The following is a 22,903-nucleotide window of genomic DNA, read 5'->3' as shown; positions in this document are numbered from 1 at the left end:
GGCCGAAGATAGGCCCCACCGCCAAGCTTGATCAATACATGTGCTGGCCGCCATTGATGGACAGGGTCGAGCCGGTGATGAAGCCGCCTTCGTCCGCCACCAGGAACAGCACGCCACGGGCGATTTCCGAGGCCTGGCCCAGGCGGCCCACCGGCACCTTGGCGACGATCTTCTTCAGAACGTCGGCGGGCACGGCGCGGACCATGTCGGTGTCGATATAGCCGGGGGCGATGGCGTTCACGGTGATACCCTTGGCGGCCCCTTCCTGGGCCAGGGCCTTGGTGAAGCCATGAATGCCCGACTTGGCGGCGGCGTAGTTCACCTGACCGTACTGACCGGCCTGACCATTGATCGAGCCGATATTGACGATGCGGCCGAAATTACGCTCGCGCATGCCGTCGATGACGGCGCGGCAGGTGTTGAAGCAAGAGGTCAGGTTCGTCTGGATGACGGCGTTCCACTGCTCAAAGCTCATCCGGTGCATGGTGCCGTCACGGGTGATGCCGGCATTGTTGACCAGCACGTCGACCGGGCCCAGATCAGCCTCAATCTGCGCGACGGACGCCTTCACCGCGTCGAAGTCCGACACGTCGAACTTATAGGCCTTGATGCCCGTGCGTTCGGTGAATTCGGCGGCGGCCGCGTCATTGCCGGCGTAGTTCGCGGCGACGATATAGCCGGCATCCTTCAGCGCGACGGAAATCGCCTCGCCAATGCCGCGCGTACCACCCGTCACCAATGCCACTCGTGCCATTTGTTTCCCCCGTTGTTGTGGCCTTCAGGCCGGCTGTAAATCATTGAACTTTAATACCGGCGGCGGTTTGCCGCCTTGATATGCCTCAGGGCAGTCCGAACCCTGAAAGCGAACGGGGGTGCTTTTGGCACCCCCGCTTAAACTGTCGTCAGTCGCGTTCGACGCAGAGGGCAACGCCCATGCCGCCGCCGATGCACAGGGTCGCCAGACCCTTCTTGGCATCCCGCCGCACCATTTCATGCAGCAGCGTCACCAGCACGCGGGCACCCGATGCACCGATCGGATGGCCCAGCGCAATGGCGCCGCCATTGACATTGACCTTGGAGGTGTCAAAGCCCAGGTCGCGGTTCACGGCGATGGCCTGGGCGGCAAAAGCCTCGTTCGCTTCGATCAGGTCCAACTGATCGATGGACCAGCCGGCCTTGCGCAGCGCCTCGCGGCTGGCCGGGATGGGGCCGGTGCCCATGATGGTGGGATCGACGCCGGCGGTGGCCCAGGAGGCAATGCGGGCCAGCGGGGCCACGCCACGCTTGGCGGCATTGTCGGCGCGCATCAGCACCAAGGCGGCGGCACCGTCATTGATGCCCGACGCATTGCCGGCGGTGACAGAACCCGTCTTGGAGAAGGCGGGGCGCAGCTTGGCCAGGGTTTCGATGGTTGTGCCATGCTTGGGATATTCGTCGGTATCGACGATCACATCGCCCTTGCGGCCCGCCACCGTCACGGCGGCGATCTCATCCTTGAAGCGGCCTTCCTTCTGGGCGGCTTCGGCCTTGTTCTGGGAGGCGGCGGCAAACGCGTCCTGCTCCTCCCGCGTGATGCCATATTTGGCGGCCACGTTCTCTGCCGTCTGGCCCATGTGGTAATTGTTGAAGGCGTCCCACAGGCCGTCCTTGATCATGGTGTCGACCATGGACGTGTCGCCCATCTTCGTGCCGCCACGCATATACATGGCATGCGGCGACAGGCTCATGCTTTCCTGACCGCCGGCCACCACGATATCGGTGTCACCCAGCAGCAGCGACTGATAGCCCAACGCAACCGCGCGCAGGCCGGAGCCGCAGATCTGGTTGATGGCATAGGCGGTGCGGCCCGACGGGATGCCGGCGGCAATCGCGGCCTGACGGGCCGGGTTCTGGCCCAGGGCGGCGGTCAGCACATGACCCAGTACCACCTCATTCACTTCCGCCGCGTCGGTCTTGGCGCGTTCCAGGGCAGCGCGGATGGCCACTTCGCCCAGCTTGTGCGCGGGCACAGACCCGAGCGCGCCATTGAACGCGCCAATCGGGGTGCGGGCTGCACCGGCAATTACCACTTCGACCATGGTTCCTCTCCTCACACGTGCGGGGTCCGGATCCGGCCCCTGCTTGTCGCCATCACGCCGGAAGCTTAGGCGGAAGCGCACCGATGGCGCAAGCCAAGGGTCCGCGACAGCCCTGTCTCAGCCGCATTATTGCACTGCAACATGGTCGGTGGACAGGTCGTCCAGGCCCGGTTCCGGGGGCTTTCCGGGGCTGATCCGGGGGAAGGTCAGGGTGAACAGGGCCCCACCCTGGGGGGCAGCACCCACCCGCACCGTACCGCCCATCCGCACCGTCACGATATTATACAGAAGATGCAGACCCAGGCCGGACCCGCCCGTGCCCCGGCGGGTGGTGAAAAAGGGTTCGAAGATGCGGGGCCAGAGTTCACGGGGAATACCCCGGCCATCATCGCTATAGGCCAGTTCGACCCGGTCCCCATCCAGCACACGGGCGGCCAGACGCAGGGTGCCGTTACGCTGCCCGTCAGGGTAGGCATGCACGATGGAATTGATCACCAGATTGGTGATGATCTGGGCCATGGCGCCGGGATGGCCATCCATCTCGATCCCGTCGGGCACGGCCATTTCCACCCTGTGCCCGGCATGGCGGATGCGCGGTGCCAGACTGGCCAGCACCTCGGTTGCATAGGCCCGCAGGTCAAAGGGACGGCGGGCGTCGGACGACTGATCCACCGCCACCTCCTTGAAGGATTGGATCAGTTCGGCGGCACGGGTGGCATTTTTTTCGATCAGGGTCGCCAACTCATCCACCACCTTCAGATACTCATCAAAGGTGGAGCGGCGCAGTTGCCCCTGTGCAGCCAGCGCCAGAATGCTGGCGGTTTCGGTGCGCAACTGCGAGGCGCCGGTGACAGCCAGACCCACGGGCGTGTTCACCTCATGCGCCACGCCGGCCACCATGGAACCGAGGCTGGCCATCTTTTCCTGCAAGATCATCTGTTCCTGCGCCTCGCGCAGGTCACCCAGGGTCTTCTCGGCCCGCCGCCGCCCCTCGATCGCGGCGTCGCGCGCCTGGGCCAGCATGCGCCGCGTCTTGGTGCGGGCCGATTGTGAGGACAGGTTTGCCAGCACCAGCAGCAGCAGCGCCGTCAGCAGAAAGGCGAATCGGCTGTGGATATCAGCGGGCGCCTCCCCGCTGTAAATCTGCCAGGCATAGGTGCCGCAGATGACGGCCAGGAAGCCCGAGAAGAAATAAAGGATGGCGCGGTTGCCGCCGAAATTGCCCGTGGTGGCTAAGGCCGTCAGGAACAGCGGCACCAGAGGGGAGGCGATGCCGTCCGTATAATGCAGCAGGATGGCGATCAGGCTGAGGCCCGCCAGATTATTGGCAATCGTGATCTCATGAAACCGCCCGGTGAGGCGCACCAGCACCAGATTGCCGCCGACCAGCAGCGCATAAACGGCCCAGGTCAGGCTGACGGGATCGAACGGCCCCTCATTCACGGCCCAGACGGTGTAGAGCACCAGAATACCGGTCAGGATCAGCAGTGTAACGCGGATGAAGGCCCGGGCACGCAGCAGCGCCTTCTCATCAAAGCCGCGTTCGCGCATCGGGGCGGGCAGGAACAGGTCCGTCGCCGTGCGCAAGGCCCGGGCCGGCCATAAGTGCCAGCTGTCAGCCGCCATGCGCCACGCCCTCCGACAGTCGGTTGACCCATGGAGAGGCTGGCCGAATTCCGACAAAAGCTCAATGGCTTAAGCAGGCCGGCATCGAGAATTTCACAGTCGCCGAAAATTTTTTGGCTCCTGGTGTAACCTTCGCCAACCGGCAGCGAATGGAGAGATACGGACGCCGATGACGGCGCCGCTTCTCCCTGGACCCCGTTCAAAGGAAATGCACCCATGTCGACTTCCGTCCGCCTGACCGCCCTGACCCTTGGTGCCGCCGTCGCCGGTGCCCTGTCGCTGGCCGCCATCGCCGCCCCGGCCCATGCCGCCGAGGGGGAGAAGGTGAAGTGCTATGGCGTGTCCAAGGCCGGCGAGAATGACTGCGCCAACAAGGCCGCCGGTCATTCCTGCGCCACCCAGTCCAAGGTCGATTACAGCGGCCAGGATTTCAAGGCCATGACCAAGGAAGCCTGTGAAGCCGCTGGCGGCAGCATGACCGCCTTCGACGGCACCAACACCAAGGCCAAGAAGTAAGCATCGCCCTTCCAGCAGGTTTCCGCATGCGCCCCCCGGCCCATCCCCCCACCATCCCAGGCCTGGCCGATACGGCCGGCGTCGGGCTTCGGCACCTGCATGTGCCGGATTTTCTGACGGCGGCGCAGCCGGTCGGGTGGCTGGAGGTGCATGCGGAAAACTATCTGGTGCCCGGCGGTCCGCGTCTGGCGCAGCTGGAAAGGCTGCGTCAGGACTATCCCATCTCCTTCCATTCGGTGGCCCTGTCATTGGGTGCTGCTGATGGCGTGGATGGAGAGCATCTGGCCCGGCTGAAGGCGCTTTATGCGCGGTTTGAGCCGGCGATGGTGTCGGATCATCTGGCCTGGACCGGTCTGGCCGGTACGCATGTGCCCGACCTTCTGCCCCTGCCGCTGACGACGGAGACATTGGACATCGTCGCCGGCAATGTACAGCGGGTGCAGGATGCGCTGGGCCGGCGTCTGCTGGTGGAAAACCCGTCCGTCTATCTGCGGTTCCAGGAGGACCAGATGGAGGAGGGGGAGTTCCTGGCGGCGCTGGTGGCCCGCACGGGATGCGGCCTGCTGCTGGACCTCAACAATCTCTATGTCTCGGCCCGCAACCGGGGGCAGGACGCGGCACGGCTGCTGCGGCACTTTCCCGGCGATGCGGTCGGGGAAATCCATCTTGCCGGCCATGCCAGCCTGGATGTGGATGGCGCCACCCTGCTGATTGATGATCATGGCAGCGCCGTACCGGACCCGGTCTGGGCCCTGTATGACCTTGCCACCCGTCAGTTTGGGCCACGCCCTACCCTGGTGGAATGGGATACGGCCCTGCCACCGCTGCCGGTGCTGCTGGCCCAGGCGGCAAAGGCGGATGCGGTGCGGGGGGCGGCCTCATGCTGATCGATCTGCAACGCGCCATTCTGGGGGCCTGTTATGGCGATGCTGCGGAGTTTGCCCGCGCGCTGCCCTTTCTGCGCCCTGCCGCCGTGCCGGCCGACAAGGCCTTGTTCATCCACACCGCCACCGTCACGGCTTCCCTGACTGGTGTCCTGGCCCAAGCCTATCCCAGTGTGGAGCGGGCCATGGGGACGGATGCCTTCGCGGAGGCGGCGAAACGCCATCTGCGGGCCCACCCGCCGGGACAGGCTATGCTGTCGGCCTATGGCAAAGGGTTCGGGGCGGATTTGGCGGGGGAGTTACCCGTGCTAGCCGCTGCCGATTGGGCTGCGCATTGTGCCTATTTCGCTGCTGATGCCGATCCAGTAGGGCCAGCAGCGTTAGCGCCTTACGTCCCCGATGCGCTGGCCCGCTTGCGTCTGCCGCTGGTGCTGTCCTCTTCGCTGGTGGCCGGACCATTGTCCGTCCTGAGCCCATGGTGGGAGGGGCGGGCGGATATCAAGGGAGTGGCCGCACCCCTGCCGCTCGTCGGGCCGGAGGCAGTGGCGCTGATCTGGCGTGGGCCGGACCTGCTGGTCTTGGCGACATTGCTGCCGCCCGATGCCGGCGGCTTTGTCCAGGCCCTGTCCGAGGGGGCCGATCTTCTGACGGCGGCCGGGCATCTGCGGGATGCCGGCGCGCTTTCCCCGCTGTTGGCGCTGTTGCTCGGCCAAGGGCTGATCGCCGCCGTAACCGATGGTGAGCAACCATGATCCGCTCAACGCTGCGCCTTCTGGTCGATCCGGGCCCCACCGTCGGGGCGGCATTGCCCGTGCGCTGGGGCGGTGCGGTGCTCCTGCTGCTGGGGCGCCTCTGGCTGGCCTGGCCGTTCGCCACCGCCGGCTGGCACCGCGTCTTCACATGGGACAGCCAGGCTTTCCTGTTCACCGATGTCCATCCGGTGCCCTTTCTGCCGGCGGTTATCGCGGCACCGCTGACCACAGGGGCGGAGATTGTGCTTAGCCTCCTGCTGGCGCTTGGGCTGGCGGGCCGTGTCGGGGCGGCGGGGCTGGCGGTGATGTCGGCGGTGCTGTTCCTGGTGATCGGCCGCACGCCGGAGGGGATTGAGAATGGTATCGCCATTGCGGCGGAACAGATTCCATGGATCATGGTGGGGCTGGTCCTGTTCCTGACGGGGCCGGGGCTGTTGTCGCTGGATGCGGCCTTGCGTGGCCTGTGGCGACGTCTGCTTGATCCTGTCCTGACTGCGAGGTGACGCCATGTCCTTTGTTCGCCGCTTCCTGCCCTTTCTGCCGGTGCTGTTGTTGGCCTTTGCCCCGCCGGCCCTGGCACAGAACAGCGCGCCCGGCATGAGCGCCTCGGAAAAGGCGCAGAAGCAGACGGCAAACGAGGAGGCCGAACAACTCTGCAAGGCCATCAAGGACCCGGATAAGTTCAATGAATGCCTTGACCTCTATTTCCTGGATGCCAAGAAATTCAAGGCCTTCCTGGAAGAACACGGCGTTGCCAAGCCTTCACAGCCGCCTAAGTGACGGTACTGGGTCGGATGGGGTGCTGGTGACGGACAAGGATTCGGATCTTGGCCGATTACTGACGGCCGCGCAGGAGGGCGACCGCGTCGCCTATGGCGCCTTTCTGCGCGCTGCCGTGCCCTTGGTTCGGGCGGTCGGACGGGGGAAGCTGGCCCGACCCGCCGATCTGGAGGATTTTGTGCAGGATGCGCTGCTGGCCCTGCACCAGGCCCTGCCGACCTATCAGCCGGGGCGCCCGGTGGGCCCCTGGCTGGGTACGATTGCACGCAACCGGCTGTCGGATGCCTTGCGCCGCACCTATCGCCGCCGGGCCGTGGAGACGGAGTTCGATGACGGTTTGGCCGACACCGTGCCGCAGCCGGAGGGTGATGTGCCGCCTAGTGTCAATCTGGGGCCGTTGCTGTCGCAACTGCCGGAGCGGCAGCGGGTGGCCATCGATATGCTGAAGGTTCAGGGCATGAGTTTGAAGGAAGCCTCCGAGGCCAGTGGCGTCAGCGTCGGGGCATTGAAAGTGGCCGTACATCGCGGCATCGCGGGGCTGCGGCAATTGTTGCGGAAGGATGTGGACCATGGCTGATGTAAGCCACCTGATCGACCGGTTGAGCGCGGAGGGGACCCCTGCCCGCCGTCTGCCGCCGCCGGTTCTGCGGCTGCTGCGCTGGGCCATCCTGTCCATCGGATTGATGCTGCTGGCCACCACCTGGCATGGGGTGCGCGGAGACTTGTCGCTGGTGGTGACGCGGGTTGACTGGTTGGCGGAACAGGGATTGGCGTTGGTGACGGCGCTGCTGGCCGGGTTCGCGGCCATTTCCTTTTCCGTGCCGGGACGGCGGGGGTGGGAGCGGATGATCTGGCTGCCGGCAGCCCTGTTCTGGATGCTGGTCCTGTGGGAAAGCGGGCATCAGGATGCGGCGGCGCATGACATGCCGGAATTGGTGCATCTGTTCTGCCCCTGGTGCTTTCCTGTCATTTCCATCGGGTCGGCCCTGTTCCTGGCCGCCGACATGCGCCGCGCGGCCCCGGTGGCACCGGTACGCATGATGGCGCTGCTGCTGATCGCTGGGGGCGGCATGGCGGTGTTCGGGGAGCGGATGATCCATGACGATCTGGATGCCCCCCTGTTGGTGGCGATCCAGGTTGTGGCCATCGTCATGCTTGGTGCCATGCTGGCGCCGCTGGGCCGCGTGCTGTTCCGCTGGCGCCAGGGGGACAGGTCAGGCTCCTGACGGTTTCCGTGGGGTTGGCCGCCAGTCGGGCGGGGCCAGCTCAAACTTCGCGAATTCAAAGCCCGGCACCACGGTGCATCCCACAAGCGTCCAGGCCCCCAGGCTGACCGCCGTCTGCCAATGGCCGGCGGGCACGATGATCTGGGGCCGGTGACCAGCGGCCAGATCACTGCCCAGATGGTGGGCCGAGGCATCATGGCCGTTGGGCGACATGGTCAGGACCAGCGGCGCGCCGGCATGGAAATGCCAGATCTCATCGGCATCCAGTACCCGGTGCCAGTGAGAATATTCCCCCGCCTGCAACAGGAAATAGATGGCCGTATGGGCTGCCCGTCCGCCGTCAGGGGCGCGTGCGCGGAAAGTTTCCACATAATGACCGCCTTCGGGATGCGGGCGCATGCCCAGCAGGTCGATGATCTGCCTTGGCGTCAGATGGTTCATGAAATTCATTCCGTTGGCGGAAGGGTATTCAAGAAGCTGTGTCGTTTCGAGGCCGTTTCAAACCACTGTGCCAGTGATGGCCGGCCCGGACGCCAGGGTTCATGGGCGAAGCGGAAATCCATGTATCCCATGGCAGATAGCACGGCCAGACCGCCGACCGTTGGTGCTGCTGGGTCGGGCAGGTCGCCGGCTTCCACCTCCAGCCGGTCGAGGGCACGGAAGATGGCGGCGCGCTGCCGGCTGTCCCATTCGGCGGACCGCAGGGAGGCGGGGCGCAGCGCCTCCATCCGGCGCAGTACGGCCGCATCGCAGATCCCGTCGGCCATAGCCTGCTGCCGCAGGGCCAGCCAGCGGGCGGCACCGGTGGCAGGGATCAGCTTGGTGCCGTCATGCAGGCTGTCCAGATACTCGACGATGACGGGACTGTCGAACAGCACCATGCCGTCATCGGTCAGCAATGTGGGGATCTTGGACAAGGGGTTCTCGCGCACGATCGGGCTGTCAGGTGACCAAACATCAATCGGCGACAGGTCGATCCGGTCGGCCAATCCAACCTCATGCGCCGCCATCAACACCTTGCGCACGAAGGGAGAGGTCTGGCTGTAACGCAGCTTCATGTCTTCATCCAGGGTATGGGGGGCGGCGGGGGGTGCAATCAGCCCCGGAAATCATCCTTCGCCTTGCGGATGGCGGCGAAGATGCTGGCATGCGGCGCGCCGGTCAGGCCGAAATGGGCGGCCAGCAACGGGTCATCGGCGCGCAGGAAGGGATTGGCCGCCAACTCATCCGACAGGCGGGCGGGAATGGAGGGAAGGCCCTTGGCCCGCAACGCTGCCACCTGCTCCGCCCTGGCTTTCAGGGGCAGATTGTCCGGGTCGATGGACAGCGCGAACCGGGCATTGCTGGCCGTATATTCATGGCCACAGTAAATTCGGGTTTCGGGCGGCAAGGCCCGCAGTTTCAACAGGCTGTCCCACATCTGGGCTGCCGTCCCTTCGAACAGGCGCCCGCAGCCGAGCGAGAACAGGGTATCGCCGCTGAACAGCAGCCGCGCCTCCTCACAGAAAAAGGCGCAATGGCCGCGCGTATGGCCCGGCGTGTCAAAGACGCGGACGGTCTGGCTGCCCAGGGTGAAGCTGTCGCCATCGCCGTAAGTGGCGTCCATTTCGGGGATGCGCTCCATCTCCGCCTTAGGCCCGATCAACATCGCGTGGCTGTCGGCGCGCAGGTCGTTGATGCCGCCGATATGGTCCCCATGATGGTGGGTGGCCAGAATATGGGTCAGCCGCCAGCCGCGGTCGGTCAGAAAGGCGCGCACCGGCCCCGCCTCACCCGGATCCACCACGGCGGTAATGCCATGGGCCGCGTCATGCAGGATGTGAATGTAATTGTCGGTCAGTGCCGGAACGACATGCACTTCAACCATGGACTACCCTTTCTCACGCCCGCGCCGACAGGGTCTTCACCGCGTAGGTTGGGATCATCGCATCTGCCGTCACCAGCAGCAAAGCCTCCATCCTGGCCTGTGCAATCAACATGCGGTCGAACGGGTCGTTGTGGTGAAGCGGGAGGTTTCCCGCCTCCAGAACATGGTCAAGATGGATATCCAGTAGTTGCATATCCATACGATGCAGAATCTCGGGCAGCAGGCCCAGAGGGAAGGCCAGACGTCCGGTTTTCACCTTGATCGCGATTTCCCAGATGCTGGCGGTGCTGATGATGATGTCATTGTCGCCCGAGCAGATTGCGTCAATGATATGGGCGGGGAGCCGGTCTGGAGACAGTGCCGACCAGATGAATACATGCGTGTCGAGCAATAGCCTCACGTACCTTCCCCCCGGAACGCCCGTTCCATCTCCTCCGGCAAGGGATCATCGAAGTCATCGCCGATCCAGTAGCCTTGCCCGGCCAGGACCCCAAGTTGCCTCTTTGGCTTTGGCGTTGGAGATGCCGCTGCCCCCGCCACCGGAGGCATCAGCCGGGCCACGGGACGACCGGCGCGGTAGATGATGATCTCCTCCCCCGCCTCGGCCCGTTCGATCAGGCGGGTCAGGTTGCTGGCGACATCGGCGAGGTTCACGCTGTCCATGGCCGGCCTCCGGGGCTGCGCATCTGTAAGATCAGAGTGGGGGCGCGATAGCGCCCCGTCAACGGCCAGGGTGGGCGCTTGACCTGGCAATCGGGAAATTCATACACAGGCCTCATCTCTGCAATCCGAAGGGGACATCCCGGATGCGTTTTGTCTGGTTTCTGACCGCCGCCCTGCTGTTCACCGTTCAGGGCGCCGCCGCCCAGGAAAGCCTTCCCGCCTATCAGGTGGAACGGACCAGCGTCCATACCGTGACTTCGGCGCAGAATGGCCGGACTTACGATCTCTATGTGAAGCTGCCACCGGGCTATGCGGACCCGAAGAATGTGGGCCGGCGCTATGGTGTGCTGTACCTGACCGATGGCGATTACACGTTCCAGGTGGCGTCCGGCATCACGCGGCTGGCCCACAGCCAGAAGCGGCTGGATGAGTTTATCCTGGTTGGTCTGCCCACGGCCAAGGGCGAGAATGGCATGGAGAGCCGCCGCCGCGATCTGACGCCCTGGGCCGATCCGGACCTGCCCAGCCCGTCGGGTGGTGCGCAGGCCTATCTTGACTTCCTGGTGAAGGAGGCGATGCCGTTGGTTGAGAAGACCTACCGCATCGATCCTGCCCGCCGCACCCTGGTGGGCCAATCCTATGGCGGGCTGTTCGGGCTGTGGGTGCTGTTCACCCAGCCGCAGCATTTCAGCAGCTATATCCTGACCAGCCCGTCCATCTGGTATAAGGATTATGCCCTGCGCACGCTGGAGGCGGATTATGCCAAGGGGCACAAGGACCTGAGGGCCAGTGTCTACATGACCACCGGGTCGTTCGAGGCGGCTAAGCCCGGCGATAAACGCTATAATCAACGTCGCGATATGGTGGCCGATCAGCAGGATATGGCCAAGCATCTGCGGGCGCGCAAATATCCGGGGTTACAGGTCATGTCAGAGGTGTCCCAGGGCACCTATCATGAAACCACCTTCCCCGTGGGCCTGATCCAGGGGATGCAATGGCTCTACCCGGCGCCCTGACCCCGCGCCATGTGCCGATAACCGGCCTTTCATGCGCCGAACCCGACTTGTCGGCGGGGCCTGTTGTTGATACCAACCGGGTCCATGATGACCAAGCCCGTCAAGATCGCCCCGTCCATCCTGTCCGCCGACTTTGCCCGCCTGGGTGAGGAGGTGCGCGCCATCGACGCAGCCGGTGCGGATTACATCCATATCGATGTCATGGACGGGCATTTCGTGCCCAACATCACCATCGGTCCCGGTGTCGTGAAGGCCCTGCGCCCGCACACGGCAAAGGTCTTCGACGTGCATCTGATGATCGCGCCCGTCGATAACTTCATCCAGGCCTTTGCCGATGCCGGCGCGGATATCATCAGCTTCCATCCCGAGGCTGGTGCGCACCCGCACCGCACGGTGCAGCTGATCCGGTCCCTGGGCAAGAAGCCGGGTATCGTGTTGAACCCGCACACGCCGTTGTCGATGGTGGATTACCTTCTGGCCGACCTGGATCTGGTGCTGGTCATGTCGGTCAATCCCGGCTTTGGCGGGCAGAGCTTCATTTCGTCCCAGTTGGACAAGATCGCGGAGCTGCGCCGCCGCATCAATGCCGTGTCCGACGCCCAGGGCGGTCGGCAGATCGATCTTGAGGTTGATGGCGGCGTGAATATTGAGACGGCGAAGCAATGCATTGCGGTGGGTGCCGATGTTCTGGTGGCCGGCACGGCGACCTTTGTCGGCGGGCCGTCGGCCTATGAAACCAATATGCGCGCGCTGCGCGGCCAGAACGGTTGATCGGGCAGCATGACTGGGGGCATGGCGCATAAAAGGTTCAAGCCGGGGTCGGGCGGCTGGTACCGTGCGACCGGCCTGTACCAGATGATGGCCCTGTCGGGGCCGGCGCCCAGGCAATTGTCGCTGGTCCCGCCCGATCCCTGGCCTGGCGATGCCCATCATGGGCAGGATCTGCTGAATAACCGTTTCCGGTTCGCCGGACAGGGTTTTTCGGGCGAGATGCCGCCCTGGCTCGAACCGACGGCGTCGGCCCCCTGGCTGGCGGAAATGCATGGTTTCGACTGGCTGCGCCATCTGCGCGCCACCGGCGGTGATGCGGCCCGGCGGCAGGCCCGCGTACTGGTCAGCCATTGGCTGGATATGTTCGGCAAGCGTTGGCACCCCGTGGCCTGGGCGCCCGATGTGCTGGCCACCCGCGTCACGGCCTGGATCGGCCAGCATGATTTCTTTCTGGCCAGTGCAGACGACCAACTGCGCGCCCGCGTGTTCGACAGTCTGGCCCGTCAGGTCCGGTTTCTGGAACATACGGTTCCGGGCCGGTTGAAGGGTGCTGCCCTGCTGGGCACGCTGAAAGGCATGGTCTATGGCGGCATGTGCCTGTCGGGCCTGTCGCGTGCCACCGATCGGGCCCGCGCCCTGCTGAACCGGGAACTGCCGAAGCAGGTGCTGCCCGATGGCGGCCATGTCGAACATTCGCCAGCGGCCCAGCTTCTGGTGCTGCGTCATCTGATTGATATTCGCGGTTGTTACCGCGCGGGGCGCGAGGATGTGCCCGAGGCGGTGCAACACGCCATCGACCGCATGACCCCCACCCTGCGCTTCTTCCGCCATGGCGACGGGGGCCTTGCCCTGTTCAACGGCGCGCAGGAAGGCGAGGCGGTGTTGATCGACACTGTCTTGGGCCAGGCCGACGCGCGCGGTCGCCCACTTAAATCCACCCCCCATATCGGGTTTGAACGCATTACGGCGGGCCGCACCTGTATTCTGATGGATACGGGCCTGCCGCCGGCCCCGGGCCTGGATGAACATGCGCATGCCGGCACCCTGTCGTTTGAGATGAGCATCGGGCGTGAACGCCTGATCGTGAATTGCGGGGCGCATCCGGGGGATCAGGGGCCATGGCGCGCGGCCCTGGCGGCCACGGCGGCGCATTCCACGCTGACCATCGATGACACCAATTCCAGTGGCGTGAATGATGATGGGGGCTTGTCCCGGCGCCCCTCCAATGTCCATGTCGACCGCCAGGATGGCGATGCCGGCACCCTGGTCGATGCCTATCATGACGGCTACGGTGACCGGGGCAGTCTTATTCATTTCCGCCGACTGTTCCTGGCAGAAAGCGGGGAAGATCTGCGCGGCCAGGATCGGTTGGCCGGTTCTGCCAGTCATGAGTTTGCTGTCCGCTTCCACCTGCATCCCAGTGTGCGTGTTGCCACGCTGGAGGATGAGGCGGCCCTGCTGCTGCGCCTGCCATCGGGTGCCTTGTGGAAGTTCCGGGCCAGCGGGGCGGAGATCGAGACCACCGATAGCATCTATCTGGGGCAGGGCGCCGATCCCCGTGCGACCACCCAGATCGTGCTGCGTGGCACCACGCAGCCGGGGGAAACCCTGGTCAAATGGGGCTTGCGCCGCGAGGGCAGCGATATCGACAGTTAAAGCGCCTTCGGGCGTTAAGTCACCGCCGGGCCGGTCCATATGGATCGGCCCGGTTCCGTTTGTTCCATAGCACCATCCGCCAGGATCACGACCCATGAGCATCGATCTCGTCCCCATCCGCCGCGCCATCATCTCCGTCTCCGACAAGACGGGATTGATCGATCTGGGCAAGGCGCTCGCCGCGCGCGGCGTTCACATCCTGTCGACGGGCGGTTCGGCCAAGGCGCTGGCCGATGCCGGGATCGCGGTCACGGAAGTGTCCGACCATACCGGTTTTCCGGAAATGATGGATGGCCGCGTCAAGACCCTGCACCCCAAGATCCATGGCGGCATCCTCGCCCGCCGTGACTTCCCCACCCATACAGACGCCATGTCGGCCCATGACATCCCCGGCATCGATCTGGTGGTGGTGAATCTGTACCCGTTCGAGGCGACGGTGGCCAAGGGTGCGGACTTTGAGACCTGCATCGAGAATATCGATATCGGTGGCCCGTCCCTGATCCGTGGTGCCGCCAAGAACCATGATTTCGTGGCCGTGGTCACCGACGCGTCGGACTATGCCGAGCTGTTGGGTCAGTTGGAGGCCAATGACGGGCAGACCACCCTTGCCTTCCGCCGTACCCTGGCGGCCAAGGCCTATGCTCGCACCGGTTCCTATGATGCCGCCATCTCCCGCTGGTTTGCGGGCCAGCTGGGGCAGGAATATCCCCAGCGCCTGACCTTCGGCGGCGAACTGCGTCAGACGCTACGCTATGGTGAGAACCCGCACCAGTCGGCGGCCTTCTACACGACCGGCGATAAGCGCCCCGGCATCGCTACCGCGACGCAGCTGCAGGGTAAGGAGCTGTCCTACAACAACCTGAACGACACGGATGCGGCGTTCGAGCTGGTGTCGGAGTTCGACCGTCCGGCCATCGCCATCATCAAGCATGCCAATCCCTGCGGCGTGGCCGAGGGTGACAATCTCCTGGACGCCTATACCCGCGCCCTGGCCTGTGACCCCGTGTCGGCCTTTGGTGGCATCATCGCCATGAACCGCACCCTGGACGCCGCCACCGCCGAGCAGATCGCCAAGTTGTTCGCCGAAGTGGTGATCGCGCCCGACGCGGATGACGCTGCCAAGGCCTTCCTGGCCACCAAGAAGAACCTGCGCGTGTTGCTGACCGGTTCCATGCCGAACCCGGCGGAACCCGGCCTGTTCGTGAAGTCGGTTTCCGGCGGCTATCTGGTGCAGACCCGCGACAATGGCCGCATTGCCCAGGCTGACCTGAAGGTCGTCACCAAGCGCGCGCCGTCTGAGGCCGAACTGGCCGACCTGCTGTTCGCCTTCCGCGTGGGCAAGCATGTGAAGTCGAACGCCATCGTCTATGCCAAGGCCGGCGCCACGGTGGGTATCGGTGCCGGTCAGATGAGCCGTGTGGACAGCAGCCGCATCGCCGCCTGGAAATCCGCCGACGCCGCCAAGGCCGCCGGTCTGGAAGAGGCCGGCACCAAGGGGTCGGTGGTTGCCTCCGATGCCTTCTTCCCGTTCGCCGACGGCCTGCTGGCCGCGGCGGATGCCGGCGTCACGGCGGTGATCCAGCCGGGCGGGTCGATGCGCGATGCGGAGGTCATTGCCGCCGCCGACGAGCGAGGCCTTGCCATGGTCTTCACGGGCATGCGCCATTTCCGGCACTAAGCCATGGCAGGCGGGGCGGTCCGGTGGGGCCGCCCCGTCACCCCTTATACGGTTTCCGTCTTGAAGGGCCGCGTCATCAAGGCGTCGATGATGGCGTCCAGGTTGGCGCCATGGTTCAGCAGGGCGTCCACGGCCTGGCAGAGCGGCATGTCCACGCCCTTTTCCGCCGCCAGTTTCGTGACGGCGCGGGCGGTATAGACGCCTTCGGCCACCGACCGGCGCTCGCCCAGCACCTCGTCCAGGCTGCGCCCCTGGCCGAGCGCCGCACCCAGGGACATGTTGCGCGATTGCAGGGAGGAGCAGGTCAGGGTCAGGTCGCCCAGGCCCGACAGGCCCATCAGGGTTTCGGCCCTGGCCCCCAGCCGCGCCCCCAGGCGGGCGATTTCCGCCAGGCCGCGTGTGATCAGGGCGGCGCGCGCATTGTCGCCCAGGTTACGGCCATGGACGACACCGCAGGCGATGGCCAGCACATTCTTCACGGCCCCGCCCACCTGTGCCCCCACCAGATCATCCGACAGATAGGGGCGGAAGGTGCGCCCACCCAGCGCCGCCAGCAGGCGACGGCCCAGCGCCTCGTCCCGAATGGCCAGCGTCACGGCGGTGGGCAGGCCCTTTGCGACCTCTGCCGCGAAGGTGGGGCCGGACAGCACGGCCACGGGCTGGCTGTCCAGTTCGGCCTCCGCCGCCTCGCTCATCAGGCTGCCGGTCTCGATCTCGATCCCTTTGGCGCAAATGATGACGGGCACACCAGGCTTCAGGTCGGGCTTCAAGGCGCGGCAGGCGGTGCGCAGATGCTGTGCCGGGGTGACCAGCAGCAGGGCGTCGGCTTGCGCTGCCTCGCCCATCGAAGTGGTGGCGCGGATGGCGGGGTCGAGCGGGATGCCGGGCAGGAACAGGCTGTTCTCATGCCGGGCATTCACGCTGTCCACCACGTCGGTTTCGCGCGCCTGCAATACAACCTCGGCCCCGGCGCGGGCCGCCGCCATGGCCAGCGCCGTTCCCCAGGCCCCGGCCCCGATCACACCGATGCGCCGCATGGCTTGTCCCCTTTGCTTATCTCTGGCCGGGGCTTTCCACCCCGTTTCTGACAAAGGCTTAGCGCGCGGGACGCCAAAAATAAACAGGGCCGGACGGGGTGATCCCCGCCCGGCCACGATTTGTCCATTACTGGACCGGCTTACTGCACGGCGGTTGTGCCGGCCGAAGACGCCTGGATGGAGCAGTTGGTGCCGCTCGCCTCGCACTGGATCAGGGCGTCAGCGCGGGCCTGTTCCTCGGTATCGCGGACCACCCAGCCGAAGGCACCGTCATCCGACATGGCCAGGGCCTTGGCGCCGGCGGCCTTTTCATAATCGGCCACGACCTCGCCGCGCAGGTCGGCGGCGTCGGTGTGGTTACGGGCCAGTTCGCCCAGCGTGCTGCCGCCGGTCACGGCCTGACCATCGACAGAGATCACGCGACAGGTTTCACGCGTCACCTCGGCGCACCGGGCGAGGGCGGCGATTCGGGCCTCACCGCTATCAACGCCCGACGCATAGCCGACGGCGCCGTCATCGGCGATGGCCAGGGCCTTGGAGCCCTGCAGCTTGTCATACATGGCGACCGCTTCCTGTCCCACACCGGACAGGTTTTCCAAACCCTTGTCGGTCTTGGCGGCATGGGCCAGAACCGGGAAGGCGATGATGGCGGCGGTGGTAGCCAGAACGAATTTGATCTTCGACATAATGTCCCTCCGTTGCATGTCGTGCCGTCCCATCCCGGGCGGCTTCGAGGGAAAAACAACGAGGAAAGGCCTTGGTTCCCGGCCCGATGCGGAAGTCACGAAATCACCTTGGTTTCGCCGGATTCCGAAGCAGTTGCCACATTGACGCCATGGATCGCCAGCTTTGAACCCGGCATTATGAGTGCAGAACATAACAAAGGGAGGAAGCCATGCTGCTTTATGACGATGTGATCGCCCCAACACCACGCCGCGTGCGCATGTTCCTGGCCGAAAAGGGGGTAGATATTCCGCGCCGGCTGGTGACCATCGGTAAGGGGGAACATCTGTCGCCGGAATACCGGGCGCGGGTCCCCAGTGGCCGGGTTCCGGCCCTGGAACTGGAGGATGGCACCGTCATTTCCGAAAGCGTGGCCATCTGCCGGTTTCTGGAGGAACTGTACCCCGAACCCAACCTGATGGGCCGGGATGCCAAGGAGCGTGCCCTGATCGAGATGTGGCAGCGGCGGATGGAATTCGAACTGCTGCTGCCCCTGGCCGGTGTGTTCCGCCACACGCATCCCAAGATGGCCGCCCTGGAATGTCAGGTCCCCGCCTATGCCGAGGCGCAGAAACCGCAGGCGGAGAAGCGTCTGGCACAGCTGGACAAGGATCTGGGGCAAACGGAGTTTATCGCGGGCGACCGTTTCACCATCCCCGACATCACCGCCTTTACCACCCTGATCTTCTTCCCGCGTCTTTGCGGTATCACCCTGGACGCGATGCCCAATATCCAGCGCTGGCTGGCCAGCATTGCCGACCGCCCCAGTGCCAACGTCTGAAGCAATCCTATGCGGGTATGCCCTATGGACAGGTCTTTGAAATGAGGCCGTAATTTGGCGGATATGAAGGCGTTTCTTAACGACTTCCCGCTAGACATTGATAATCATCGCCTTTAGCTTGGCCGGAAAGCGAGACATCGACGGCGTGCAGGGGGACAGAGGCATGGGTTTCACGACGGTATGGCGGCGTTCCACGGACCGTTCCCGCAAAATGGCGACTGCTGTCGCCCTGGCGGCACTGGTCAGTATTACCGCCCCCGTCGCGGCACTCGCCAAATACGCCTCTATCGTCATTGATGCCAGGACGGGTGAGGTGCTGCATGAAGCCAGCGCCGACACCCGTAATTTCCCGGCCTCCATGACCAAGATGATGACCCTGCATCTGGTTTTCGATGCACTGGATGCCGGTAAAATCCGCCTGAACCAGCCGCTGGCCGTTTCCCGCCATGCCTCCAACATGGAGCCCAGCAAGCTGGGTCTGCAGCCGGGCGACAGCGTGACGACTGAGCAGTGCATCCAGGCGCTGGTGACCAAGTCGGCCAATGATTGCGCCGTGGTCCTGGCCGAGGCGCTGGGCGGCAGCGAGGCGAATTTCGCCCGCATGATGACCGACCGTGCGCGCCAGCTGGGCATGACCCGCACCACCTTCCGCAATGCATCTGGCCTGCCCAATGCCGGGCAGCTGTCCACGGCCCGCGATTTCGCGCGGCTGGCGCAGAGCCTGATCTATGATCATGCCAAGTATTACCCGTATTTCTCGGCGTCGTCTTTCACCTACAAGGGTGCCGTCCACCGCAACCATAACCGGCTGATGAGCCGATATGACGGTATGGATGGTCTGAAGACCGGCTATATCCGGGCGTCCGGGTTCAATCTCGCCGCCTCGGCGGAACGCAATGGCCGCCGCCTGATTGGCGTCGTGTTCGGGGGGCAGACCGGCACATGGCGTGACAATCACATGGCCGACCTTCTGGACGATGCCTTCACCGGCAAGCGCGGCGCGCCCATGCTGGTGGCCAGCAACCAGTCCAAGCCCGCCAAGGGTAAGACCCGCACCAAGCCGACGGCACCGGAGGCGGTGGTTGCCGCCGTGTCCGACAGCATCGTCGGCACCGCCAACGCTGCCCCGGCGGTTGCCAGCGTGCCCGCTTCGCGTGCCAATGGCGGCTGGGCCATCCAGGTCGGCGCCTATAACGACAAGGCGCAGAGCCAGCGGGCCGTGAATCAGGCCACGCAAAAGGCGGGTACCCTGCTGGACAGTGCCACGCCGCACCTGATGGAAGTCTCCACGACCAAGGGCACCCTTTACCGCGCCCGCCTGACCGGCCTGGACGAGAAGACAGCCCGTCGTGCCTGCGCGCAGCTATCCAAGGCCGGGCAGAAGTGCCTGACCCTGCCGCCGGCCTGATCCCGCCCGCTAGACCCCAACGATTGCAACGGCCCGCCCCTAATAGGCGGGCCGTTCTGCTTTACGGAGTCCGCAAGCAGGCCGCAAATCGTATACTCGTTGACGGCACCGGGATTTTGCCCTTACTGCATCCCGTTAACCAATTTTATCGGTACGTCCATGGGCGCGCAGACGATCGCCATTGTCGAGGATGACAGCGATTTACGGGGCATGCTGACCGAGTTCCTGTCCGGTCAGGGCTTTACCATCCTGGCCGCCCCGGACGGGGCCAGCTTTCGCGCACAAGTGGCGGCAGGCACGCCCGATCTGGTGATCCTGGATATCGGTCTGCCGGATGATCATGGCTACACGATCATGCAATGGCTGCGCGAACGTGGTGCCGATTGCCCGCCCATCATCATCGTGACGGGCGCCACCAGCCCGCGGGACCGCAGCGCCGGGCTGGATCTGGGTGCCGATGATTATGTCTGCAAGCCGTTTGACCTGGGTGAATTGCTGTCACGGGTGAAGGCTGTCCTGCGCCGCACGGTCCGCGCGGTTCCGCCGCCGCCCCCCAGTGACCTGCATATCCGGTTCGGCCCCTGGCTGTTGAAACGGGATGACAGGGTTCTGGTGCATGAACCCGATGGCCGAGTTGTGGACCTGACGGCCATGGAATTCGATCTTCTGTCGGTCATGGTGCAGCGGCCCAATCAGGTGCTGAGCCGTGACGAGCTGTTGCAACTGGCCCATACGCGCAAGGCGGAGCCGTTCGACCGTGCCATTGATGTGCGTATCACCCGCCTGCGCAAGAAGATCGAGGTCAATCCCAACCATCCCGGCTATATCCGCACCATCCGGGGAACGGGATATATGTTCCATCCCGAGGGTGCGGTTTAACCCTTCACCAACCCCAGCAGTTCCGGTCCAACCGTCGCCCCTTCCGGCCAGACCCTGACCCCCGGTGCCGGATCGCGGCGGCGGGCCATTTCCAGCAGCGGGCGCAGTTCGAAGCGGAACAGGCTGGGCGCGCCGTCCAGCACGATCAGGCGGGGTTGCATGCCGGCGAACAGGGCCAGCAGGGCCGCCGCCCGCCGTTTCTTCCAGGAATGGTCGGCCACATGGCCGACGGCATCCATCATCAGGCCCGGCACCTCCGCACTTTCCTGCGCGCCCGGAAGCGGGGTCAATGTCACGCCCTGCGGCAGCGTTGCGGTGAGGGGCAGGCCGCCCCAGGCCAGCATCACCGCCCCCTGCCGCGCCAGCATTTCCGCCTGATCCAGCCGCGCGGGCACATCGTCCGGTCGCATCGGCTGTGCCCGGAACAGGATGGGTTGATGATGTTGGATAAGGGTCATGGCGGGGTAGGGCTGGACAGAGGGGGGCGGTTGCGGCACCACTTATAGAACAAGGCGCCCCATCATAAACCGGCGCCACAGGGAGGGAAGATTGATCGCCAGCCTGACCGCGCAGGTCGAGGCGCTCCGGCGCCTGCCCCTGTTCAAGGATGTGGAGACAGCACAGCTTAAGCTGCTGGCCTTCACCAGCGAACCCGCCTGTTTTCGTGACGGCGACGCCCTGTTCCGCCAGGACGAGGCGTCAGACGCCGCCTATGTCATCCTGGAGGGCAGGGTGGATATGGTGATCGACACCCAATCCGGCCCCATCGACCTGGGTACCTTCACCGGCAGTGGCATCATCGGCGAGGTGTCGATCCTATGCGACCGGCCACGCATGGCCACGGCCTTTGCCGTGGGCGATGTCTCCACCCTGCGCATCGGGCGGGATGCCTTTTTCCGGCTGATGGAGGAGTTTCCGCGCATCGCCCTGCCCATGCTGCGCGATGTGGCACGGCGTCTGGAATTCATGACCTTGGAGTTGAGCCGGGCGAAAGGCTGAGCCGGCCTCCCCAACCGGATGACTTCCCCCCGGTACCCGGCCTTTGGCATAAGGGAGGTGGAACCGACCGACCGGGAAGGAAAAACCATGGCCCGCCGCGCCCCGAAACTGCTCCTGCCCCTTCTTCTTCCGCTCTATCTGGCCGCCTGTTCGACCAACCCTGTCACAGGTGACAGGCAGATGACGGGCCTGATGCCGCCGGAAAAAGAAGCGGCTATCGGCGCGCAGCAGCATCCGGAGATGCTGAAGGAATTCGGTGGCAAATACGCCGATGCCAAGGTTCAGGCCTATGTCGACCGGTTGGGGCAGCAACTGGCCGCCAAGACGGAAATTCCCGGTACCCGCTATACGTTCACGGTGCTGGACAGCCCGATCATCAACGCCTTCGCCCTGCCCGGCGGCTATGTCTATGTCAGCCGGGGGCTGATGGCGCTGGCCAACAGCGAGGCGGAACTGGCGGGCGTGGTCGGGCACGAGATTGGCCATGTCACCGCCCGCCATTCCGCCGACCGCTATGGCCGTGGCGTGCTGGCCCAGGGCGGGGCTGTGCTGGCCGGCATCTTCCTGGGCCAGCAGGTGGGCCAGATGGCCCAGCAGGGGGCTCAGGCGGCGCTCGCCAGCTTCTCCCGCGGGCAGGAGTTGCAGGCCGACAATCTGGGCATCCGCTACATGACGGCGGCGGGCTATGACCCGCGCGAAATGGCGGGGTTCCTGTCCTCCATGGGCCGGCATGCGCAGCTGGAGGCGCTGCTGGCCGGGCAGGCCGGCAAGGCTGACCAGTTCTCCTATCTTCAGACCCATCCGCCCACGGGCGACCGGGCCGAGCGGGCGGCCGCAGCGGCCAATGTGACGCCGGGTGCCAGCTATCTGGTCCGGCAGGATGAGTATATGCAGGCCATTGACGGCATGATCTATGGCGACAGCCCTGATCATGGCTACGTCCGGAGCCGGGTGTTCGCCCATCCCGGCCTGGGCCTGAGGTTCGAGGTACCGAACGGCTTCCGGCTGCTGAATAGTGACAAGGCTGTGCTGGGCATTGGCCCGGACGGCGCACAGATGGTGTTTACCGAGGCGCCGGCCCAGGGTGCCTTCAGTGCCGGCGACCATATTGTCAGTGTCTGGGCCAAGGGTGCGCCACTGTCCGACCTGCGGTCGCTGTCCATTGACGGGATGCCCGCCGCCACCGCCATCACCCGCCTGTCTGGCAAGGATGGGCCTGTCTTCGCGCGGCTGATGGCCATTGCCGGCACCAATGGCAGCTATTATCGGTTTCTGTTCACGGCGGGGTTGGAGCAGGCGGGGCGCCTGGATGCCGGGTTCCTGTCCACGGCCCAGGGTTTCCGCCGCATGACCGCTGCGGAGAAAGCGGGGCTGAAGCCCTACCGTATCAAGGTGGTGCAGGTGAAGCCGGGCCAGAAAGTGGCAGATTTCGTAGCCGCGATGCCGATCAAGGATTATGCGGAGGAACGGTTCCGTGTGCTGAACAACATTCCGCCGGGGACGGAGCCGCGACCCGGCCTTTGGATAAAGACCATTATCGAAGGCTGAGACAGGGCCGGTTGT

The 22,903-nt window shown here is 64.9% G+C and carries 27 protein-coding genes; 16 read left to right on the top strand and 11 right to left on the bottom strand.

The genetic code is table 11. The features are described from left to right. Nucleotides 1-31: 31 nt before the first annotated feature. From phbB to C0V82_RS09195, 3 genes are all read right to left on the bottom strand, one after another. Nucleotides 32-754 carry an acetoacetyl-CoA reductase gene (gene phbB / locus C0V82_RS09205; RefSeq protein WP_102112078.1) on the bottom strand — a complete coding sequence of 241 codons (723 nt, stop codon included), beginning with the start codon at nt 752-754 and terminating at the stop codon, nt 32-34. 148 nt (nt 755-902) lie between these two features. Next, nucleotides 903-2,078 (bottom strand): acetyl-CoA C-acetyltransferase, encoded by a 1,176-nt coding sequence (locus C0V82_RS09200; RefSeq protein ID WP_102112077.1) that lies wholly within the window; start codon nt 2,076-2,078, stop codon nt 903-905. Between the two features lie 126 nt (nt 2,079-2,204). Then, nucleotides 2,205-3,704, bottom strand: a complete 1,500-nt coding sequence (locus tag C0V82_RS09195; RefSeq protein WP_102112076.1) for a sensor histidine kinase — start codon at nt 3,702-3,704, stop codon at nt 2,205-2,207. Between the two features lie 216 nt (nt 3,705-3,920). On the opposite strand from C0V82_RS09195, the gene C0V82_RS09190 reads away from it, so the two are divergent. Genes C0V82_RS09190 through C0V82_RS09160 form a run of 7 tightly spaced genes read left to right on the top strand, consistent with a single transcriptional unit; the run spans nt 3,921 to nt 7,862 of the window. Further along, nucleotides 3,921-4,220: a BufA1 family periplasmic bufferin-type metallophore gene (locus tag C0V82_RS09190; RefSeq protein ID WP_102112075.1), complete on the top strand. Its 300-nt coding sequence runs from the start codon at nt 3,921-3,923 to the stop codon at nt 4,218-4,220. A gap of 26 nt (nt 4,221-4,246) precedes the next feature. Then, nucleotides 4,247-5,107, top strand: coding sequence for an MNIO family bufferin maturase (gene bufB / locus C0V82_RS09185; RefSeq protein WP_102112074.1), 861 nt, complete (start codon nt 4,247-4,249; stop codon nt 5,105-5,107). Next, nucleotides 5,101-5,856 carry an HvfC/BufC family peptide modification chaperone gene (locus C0V82_RS09180; protein ID WP_158659830.1) on the top strand — a complete coding sequence of 252 codons (756 nt, stop codon included), beginning with the start codon at nt 5,101-5,103 and terminating at the stop codon, nt 5,854-5,856. The genes bufB and C0V82_RS09180 overlap by 7 nt, the downstream gene beginning before the upstream one ends. Next, the gene (locus C0V82_RS09175) at nt 5,853-6,359 is read left to right on the top strand and encodes a DoxX family protein (protein ID WP_102112072.1); all 507 of its coding nucleotides are present in this window, start codon (nt 5,853-5,855) and stop codon (nt 6,357-6,359) included. Before C0V82_RS09180 ends, C0V82_RS09175 begins: the two co-directional genes overlap by 4 nt. Nucleotides 6,360-6,363: 4 nt before the next feature. Beyond that, a complete protein-coding gene (locus tag C0V82_RS09170; protein ID WP_102112071.1) occupies nt 6,364-6,636 on the top strand; it encodes a hypothetical protein in 273 nt (90 codons plus the stop codon). Nucleotides 6,637-6,661: 25 nt separating this feature from the next. After that, nucleotides 6,662-7,213 (top strand): sigma-70 family RNA polymerase sigma factor, encoded by a 552-nt coding sequence (locus C0V82_RS09165; protein ID WP_158659829.1) that lies wholly within the window; start codon nt 6,662-6,664, stop codon nt 7,211-7,213. Continuing rightward, nucleotides 7,206-7,862, top strand: a complete 657-nt coding sequence (locus C0V82_RS09160; protein WP_158659828.1) for an NrsF family protein — start codon at nt 7,206-7,208, stop codon at nt 7,860-7,862. The genes C0V82_RS09165 and C0V82_RS09160 overlap by 8 nt, the downstream gene beginning before the upstream one ends. Here C0V82_RS09160 and C0V82_RS09155 read toward each other — a convergent pair. The 5 genes from C0V82_RS09155 to C0V82_RS09135 are packed head-to-tail and all read right to left on the bottom strand — an operon-like array spanning nt 7,851 to nt 10,392. Next, nucleotides 7,851-8,303, bottom strand: coding sequence for a cupin domain-containing protein (locus C0V82_RS09155; protein ID WP_370466021.1), 453 nt, complete (start codon nt 8,301-8,303; stop codon nt 7,851-7,853). The two genes, C0V82_RS09160 and C0V82_RS09155, sit on opposite strands and share 12 nt — an antisense overlap. A 5-nt stretch (nt 8,304-8,308) precedes the next feature. Further along, on the bottom strand, nt 8,309-8,920 hold the full coding sequence (locus C0V82_RS09150) for a glutathione S-transferase N-terminal domain-containing protein (protein ID WP_102112067.1): 612 nt from the start codon (nt 8,918-8,920) through the stop codon (nt 8,309-8,311). Nucleotides 8,921-8,958: 38 nt separating this feature from the next. Beyond that, nucleotides 8,959-9,729, bottom strand: coding sequence for a hydroxyacylglutathione hydrolase (gene gloB, locus C0V82_RS09145; protein ID WP_102112066.1), 771 nt, complete (start codon nt 9,727-9,729; stop codon nt 8,959-8,961). 13 nt (nt 9,730-9,742) lie between these two features. After that, nucleotides 9,743-10,120, bottom strand: a complete 378-nt coding sequence (locus C0V82_RS09140; protein ID WP_199772389.1) for a type II toxin-antitoxin system VapC family toxin — start codon at nt 10,118-10,120, stop codon at nt 9,743-9,745. 5 nt (nt 10,121-10,125) lie between these two features. Continuing rightward, nucleotides 10,126-10,392, bottom strand: coding sequence for a type II toxin-antitoxin system Phd/YefM family antitoxin (locus tag C0V82_RS09135; RefSeq protein ID WP_102112064.1), 267 nt, complete (start codon nt 10,390-10,392; stop codon nt 10,126-10,128). 143 nt (nt 10,393-10,535) lie between these two features. On the opposite strand from C0V82_RS09135, the gene C0V82_RS09130 reads away from it, so the two are divergent. The 4 genes from C0V82_RS09130 to purH all read left to right on the top strand — a co-directional run bounded on the left by C0V82_RS09130 (nt 10,536) and on the right by purH (nt 15,513). Continuing rightward, entirely contained in the window at nt 10,536-11,408 is an 873-nt protein-coding gene (locus tag C0V82_RS09130) for an alpha/beta hydrolase (RefSeq protein WP_102112063.1), read from the top strand. An 84-nt stretch (nt 11,409-11,492) separates the two neighbouring features. After that, entirely contained in the window at nt 11,493-12,179 is a 687-nt protein-coding gene (rpe, locus tag C0V82_RS09125; protein ID WP_199772388.1) for a ribulose-phosphate 3-epimerase, read from the top strand. Between the two features lie 21 nt (nt 12,180-12,200). Beyond that, nucleotides 12,201-13,835 carry a heparinase II/III family protein gene (locus tag C0V82_RS09120; protein WP_102112062.1) on the top strand — a complete coding sequence of 545 codons (1,635 nt, stop codon included), beginning with the start codon at nt 12,201-12,203 and terminating at the stop codon, nt 13,833-13,835. Between the two features lie 94 nt (nt 13,836-13,929). Further along, nucleotides 13,930-15,513, top strand: coding sequence for a bifunctional phosphoribosylaminoimidazolecarboxamide formyltransferase/IMP cyclohydrolase (purH, locus tag C0V82_RS09115; RefSeq protein ID WP_102112061.1), 1,584 nt, complete (start codon nt 13,930-13,932; stop codon nt 15,511-15,513). A gap of 44 nt (nt 15,514-15,557) precedes the next feature. On the opposite strand, the gene C0V82_RS09110 is transcribed toward purH, so the two are convergent. Together C0V82_RS09110 and C0V82_RS09105 are read right to left on the bottom strand one after the other, a co-directional pair. Beyond that, complete coding sequence (locus C0V82_RS09110) at nt 15,558-16,550, bottom strand: NAD(P)H-dependent glycerol-3-phosphate dehydrogenase (protein WP_102112060.1); 993 nt, start codon at nt 16,548-16,550, stop codon at nt 15,558-15,560. 140 nt (nt 16,551-16,690) lie between these two features. Continuing rightward, nucleotides 16,691-17,236, bottom strand: coding sequence for a hypothetical protein (locus C0V82_RS09105; RefSeq protein ID WP_102112059.1), 546 nt, complete (start codon nt 17,234-17,236; stop codon nt 16,691-16,693). 209 nt (nt 17,237-17,445) lie between these two features. On the opposite strand from C0V82_RS09105, the gene C0V82_RS09100 reads away from it, so the two are divergent. From C0V82_RS09100 to C0V82_RS09090, 3 genes are all read left to right on the top strand, one after another. Then, the gene (locus tag C0V82_RS09100) at nt 17,446-18,054 is read left to right on the top strand and encodes a glutathione S-transferase family protein (RefSeq protein WP_102112058.1); all 609 of its coding nucleotides are present in this window, start codon (nt 17,446-17,448) and stop codon (nt 18,052-18,054) included. A 211-nt stretch (nt 18,055-18,265) separates the two neighbouring features. After that, a complete protein-coding gene (locus tag C0V82_RS09095) occupies nt 18,266-19,462 on the top strand; it encodes a D-alanyl-D-alanine carboxypeptidase (protein WP_245924046.1) in 1,197 nt (398 codons plus the stop codon). Between the two features lie 159 nt (nt 19,463-19,621). After that, a complete protein-coding gene (locus tag C0V82_RS09090; RefSeq protein ID WP_102112056.1) occupies nt 19,622-20,341 on the top strand; it encodes a response regulator transcription factor in 720 nt (239 codons plus the stop codon). Here the strand turns inward: C0V82_RS09090 and C0V82_RS09085 are convergent. Then, a complete protein-coding gene (locus C0V82_RS09085) occupies nt 20,338-20,799 on the bottom strand; it encodes a hypothetical protein (protein ID WP_102112055.1) in 462 nt (153 codons plus the stop codon). The two genes, C0V82_RS09090 and C0V82_RS09085, sit on opposite strands and share 4 nt — an antisense overlap. A gap of 91 nt (nt 20,800-20,890) precedes the next feature. Here C0V82_RS09085 and C0V82_RS09080 point away from each other — a divergent pair, with 91 nt between their 5' ends. Together C0V82_RS09080 and C0V82_RS09075 are read left to right on the top strand one after the other, a co-directional pair. Continuing rightward, nucleotides 20,891-21,340 (top strand): cyclic nucleotide-binding domain-containing protein, encoded by a 450-nt coding sequence (locus C0V82_RS09080; RefSeq protein ID WP_158659827.1) that lies wholly within the window; start codon nt 20,891-20,893, stop codon nt 21,338-21,340. 87 nt (nt 21,341-21,427) lie between these two features. Beyond that, nucleotides 21,428-22,888, top strand: coding sequence for a M48 family metalloprotease (locus C0V82_RS09075; protein WP_158659826.1), 1,461 nt, complete (start codon nt 21,428-21,430; stop codon nt 22,886-22,888). Nucleotides 22,889-22,903: the final 15 nt, after the last annotated feature.

Source organism: Niveispirillum cyanobacteriorum, assembly GCF_002868735.1.
Classification (GTDB): domain Bacteria; phylum Pseudomonadota; class Alphaproteobacteria; order Azospirillales; family Azospirillaceae; genus Niveispirillum; species Niveispirillum cyanobacteriorum.
Note: the sequence above shows the minus strand (reverse complement) of the source record. Positions and strands in the feature narration are given on the sequence as shown.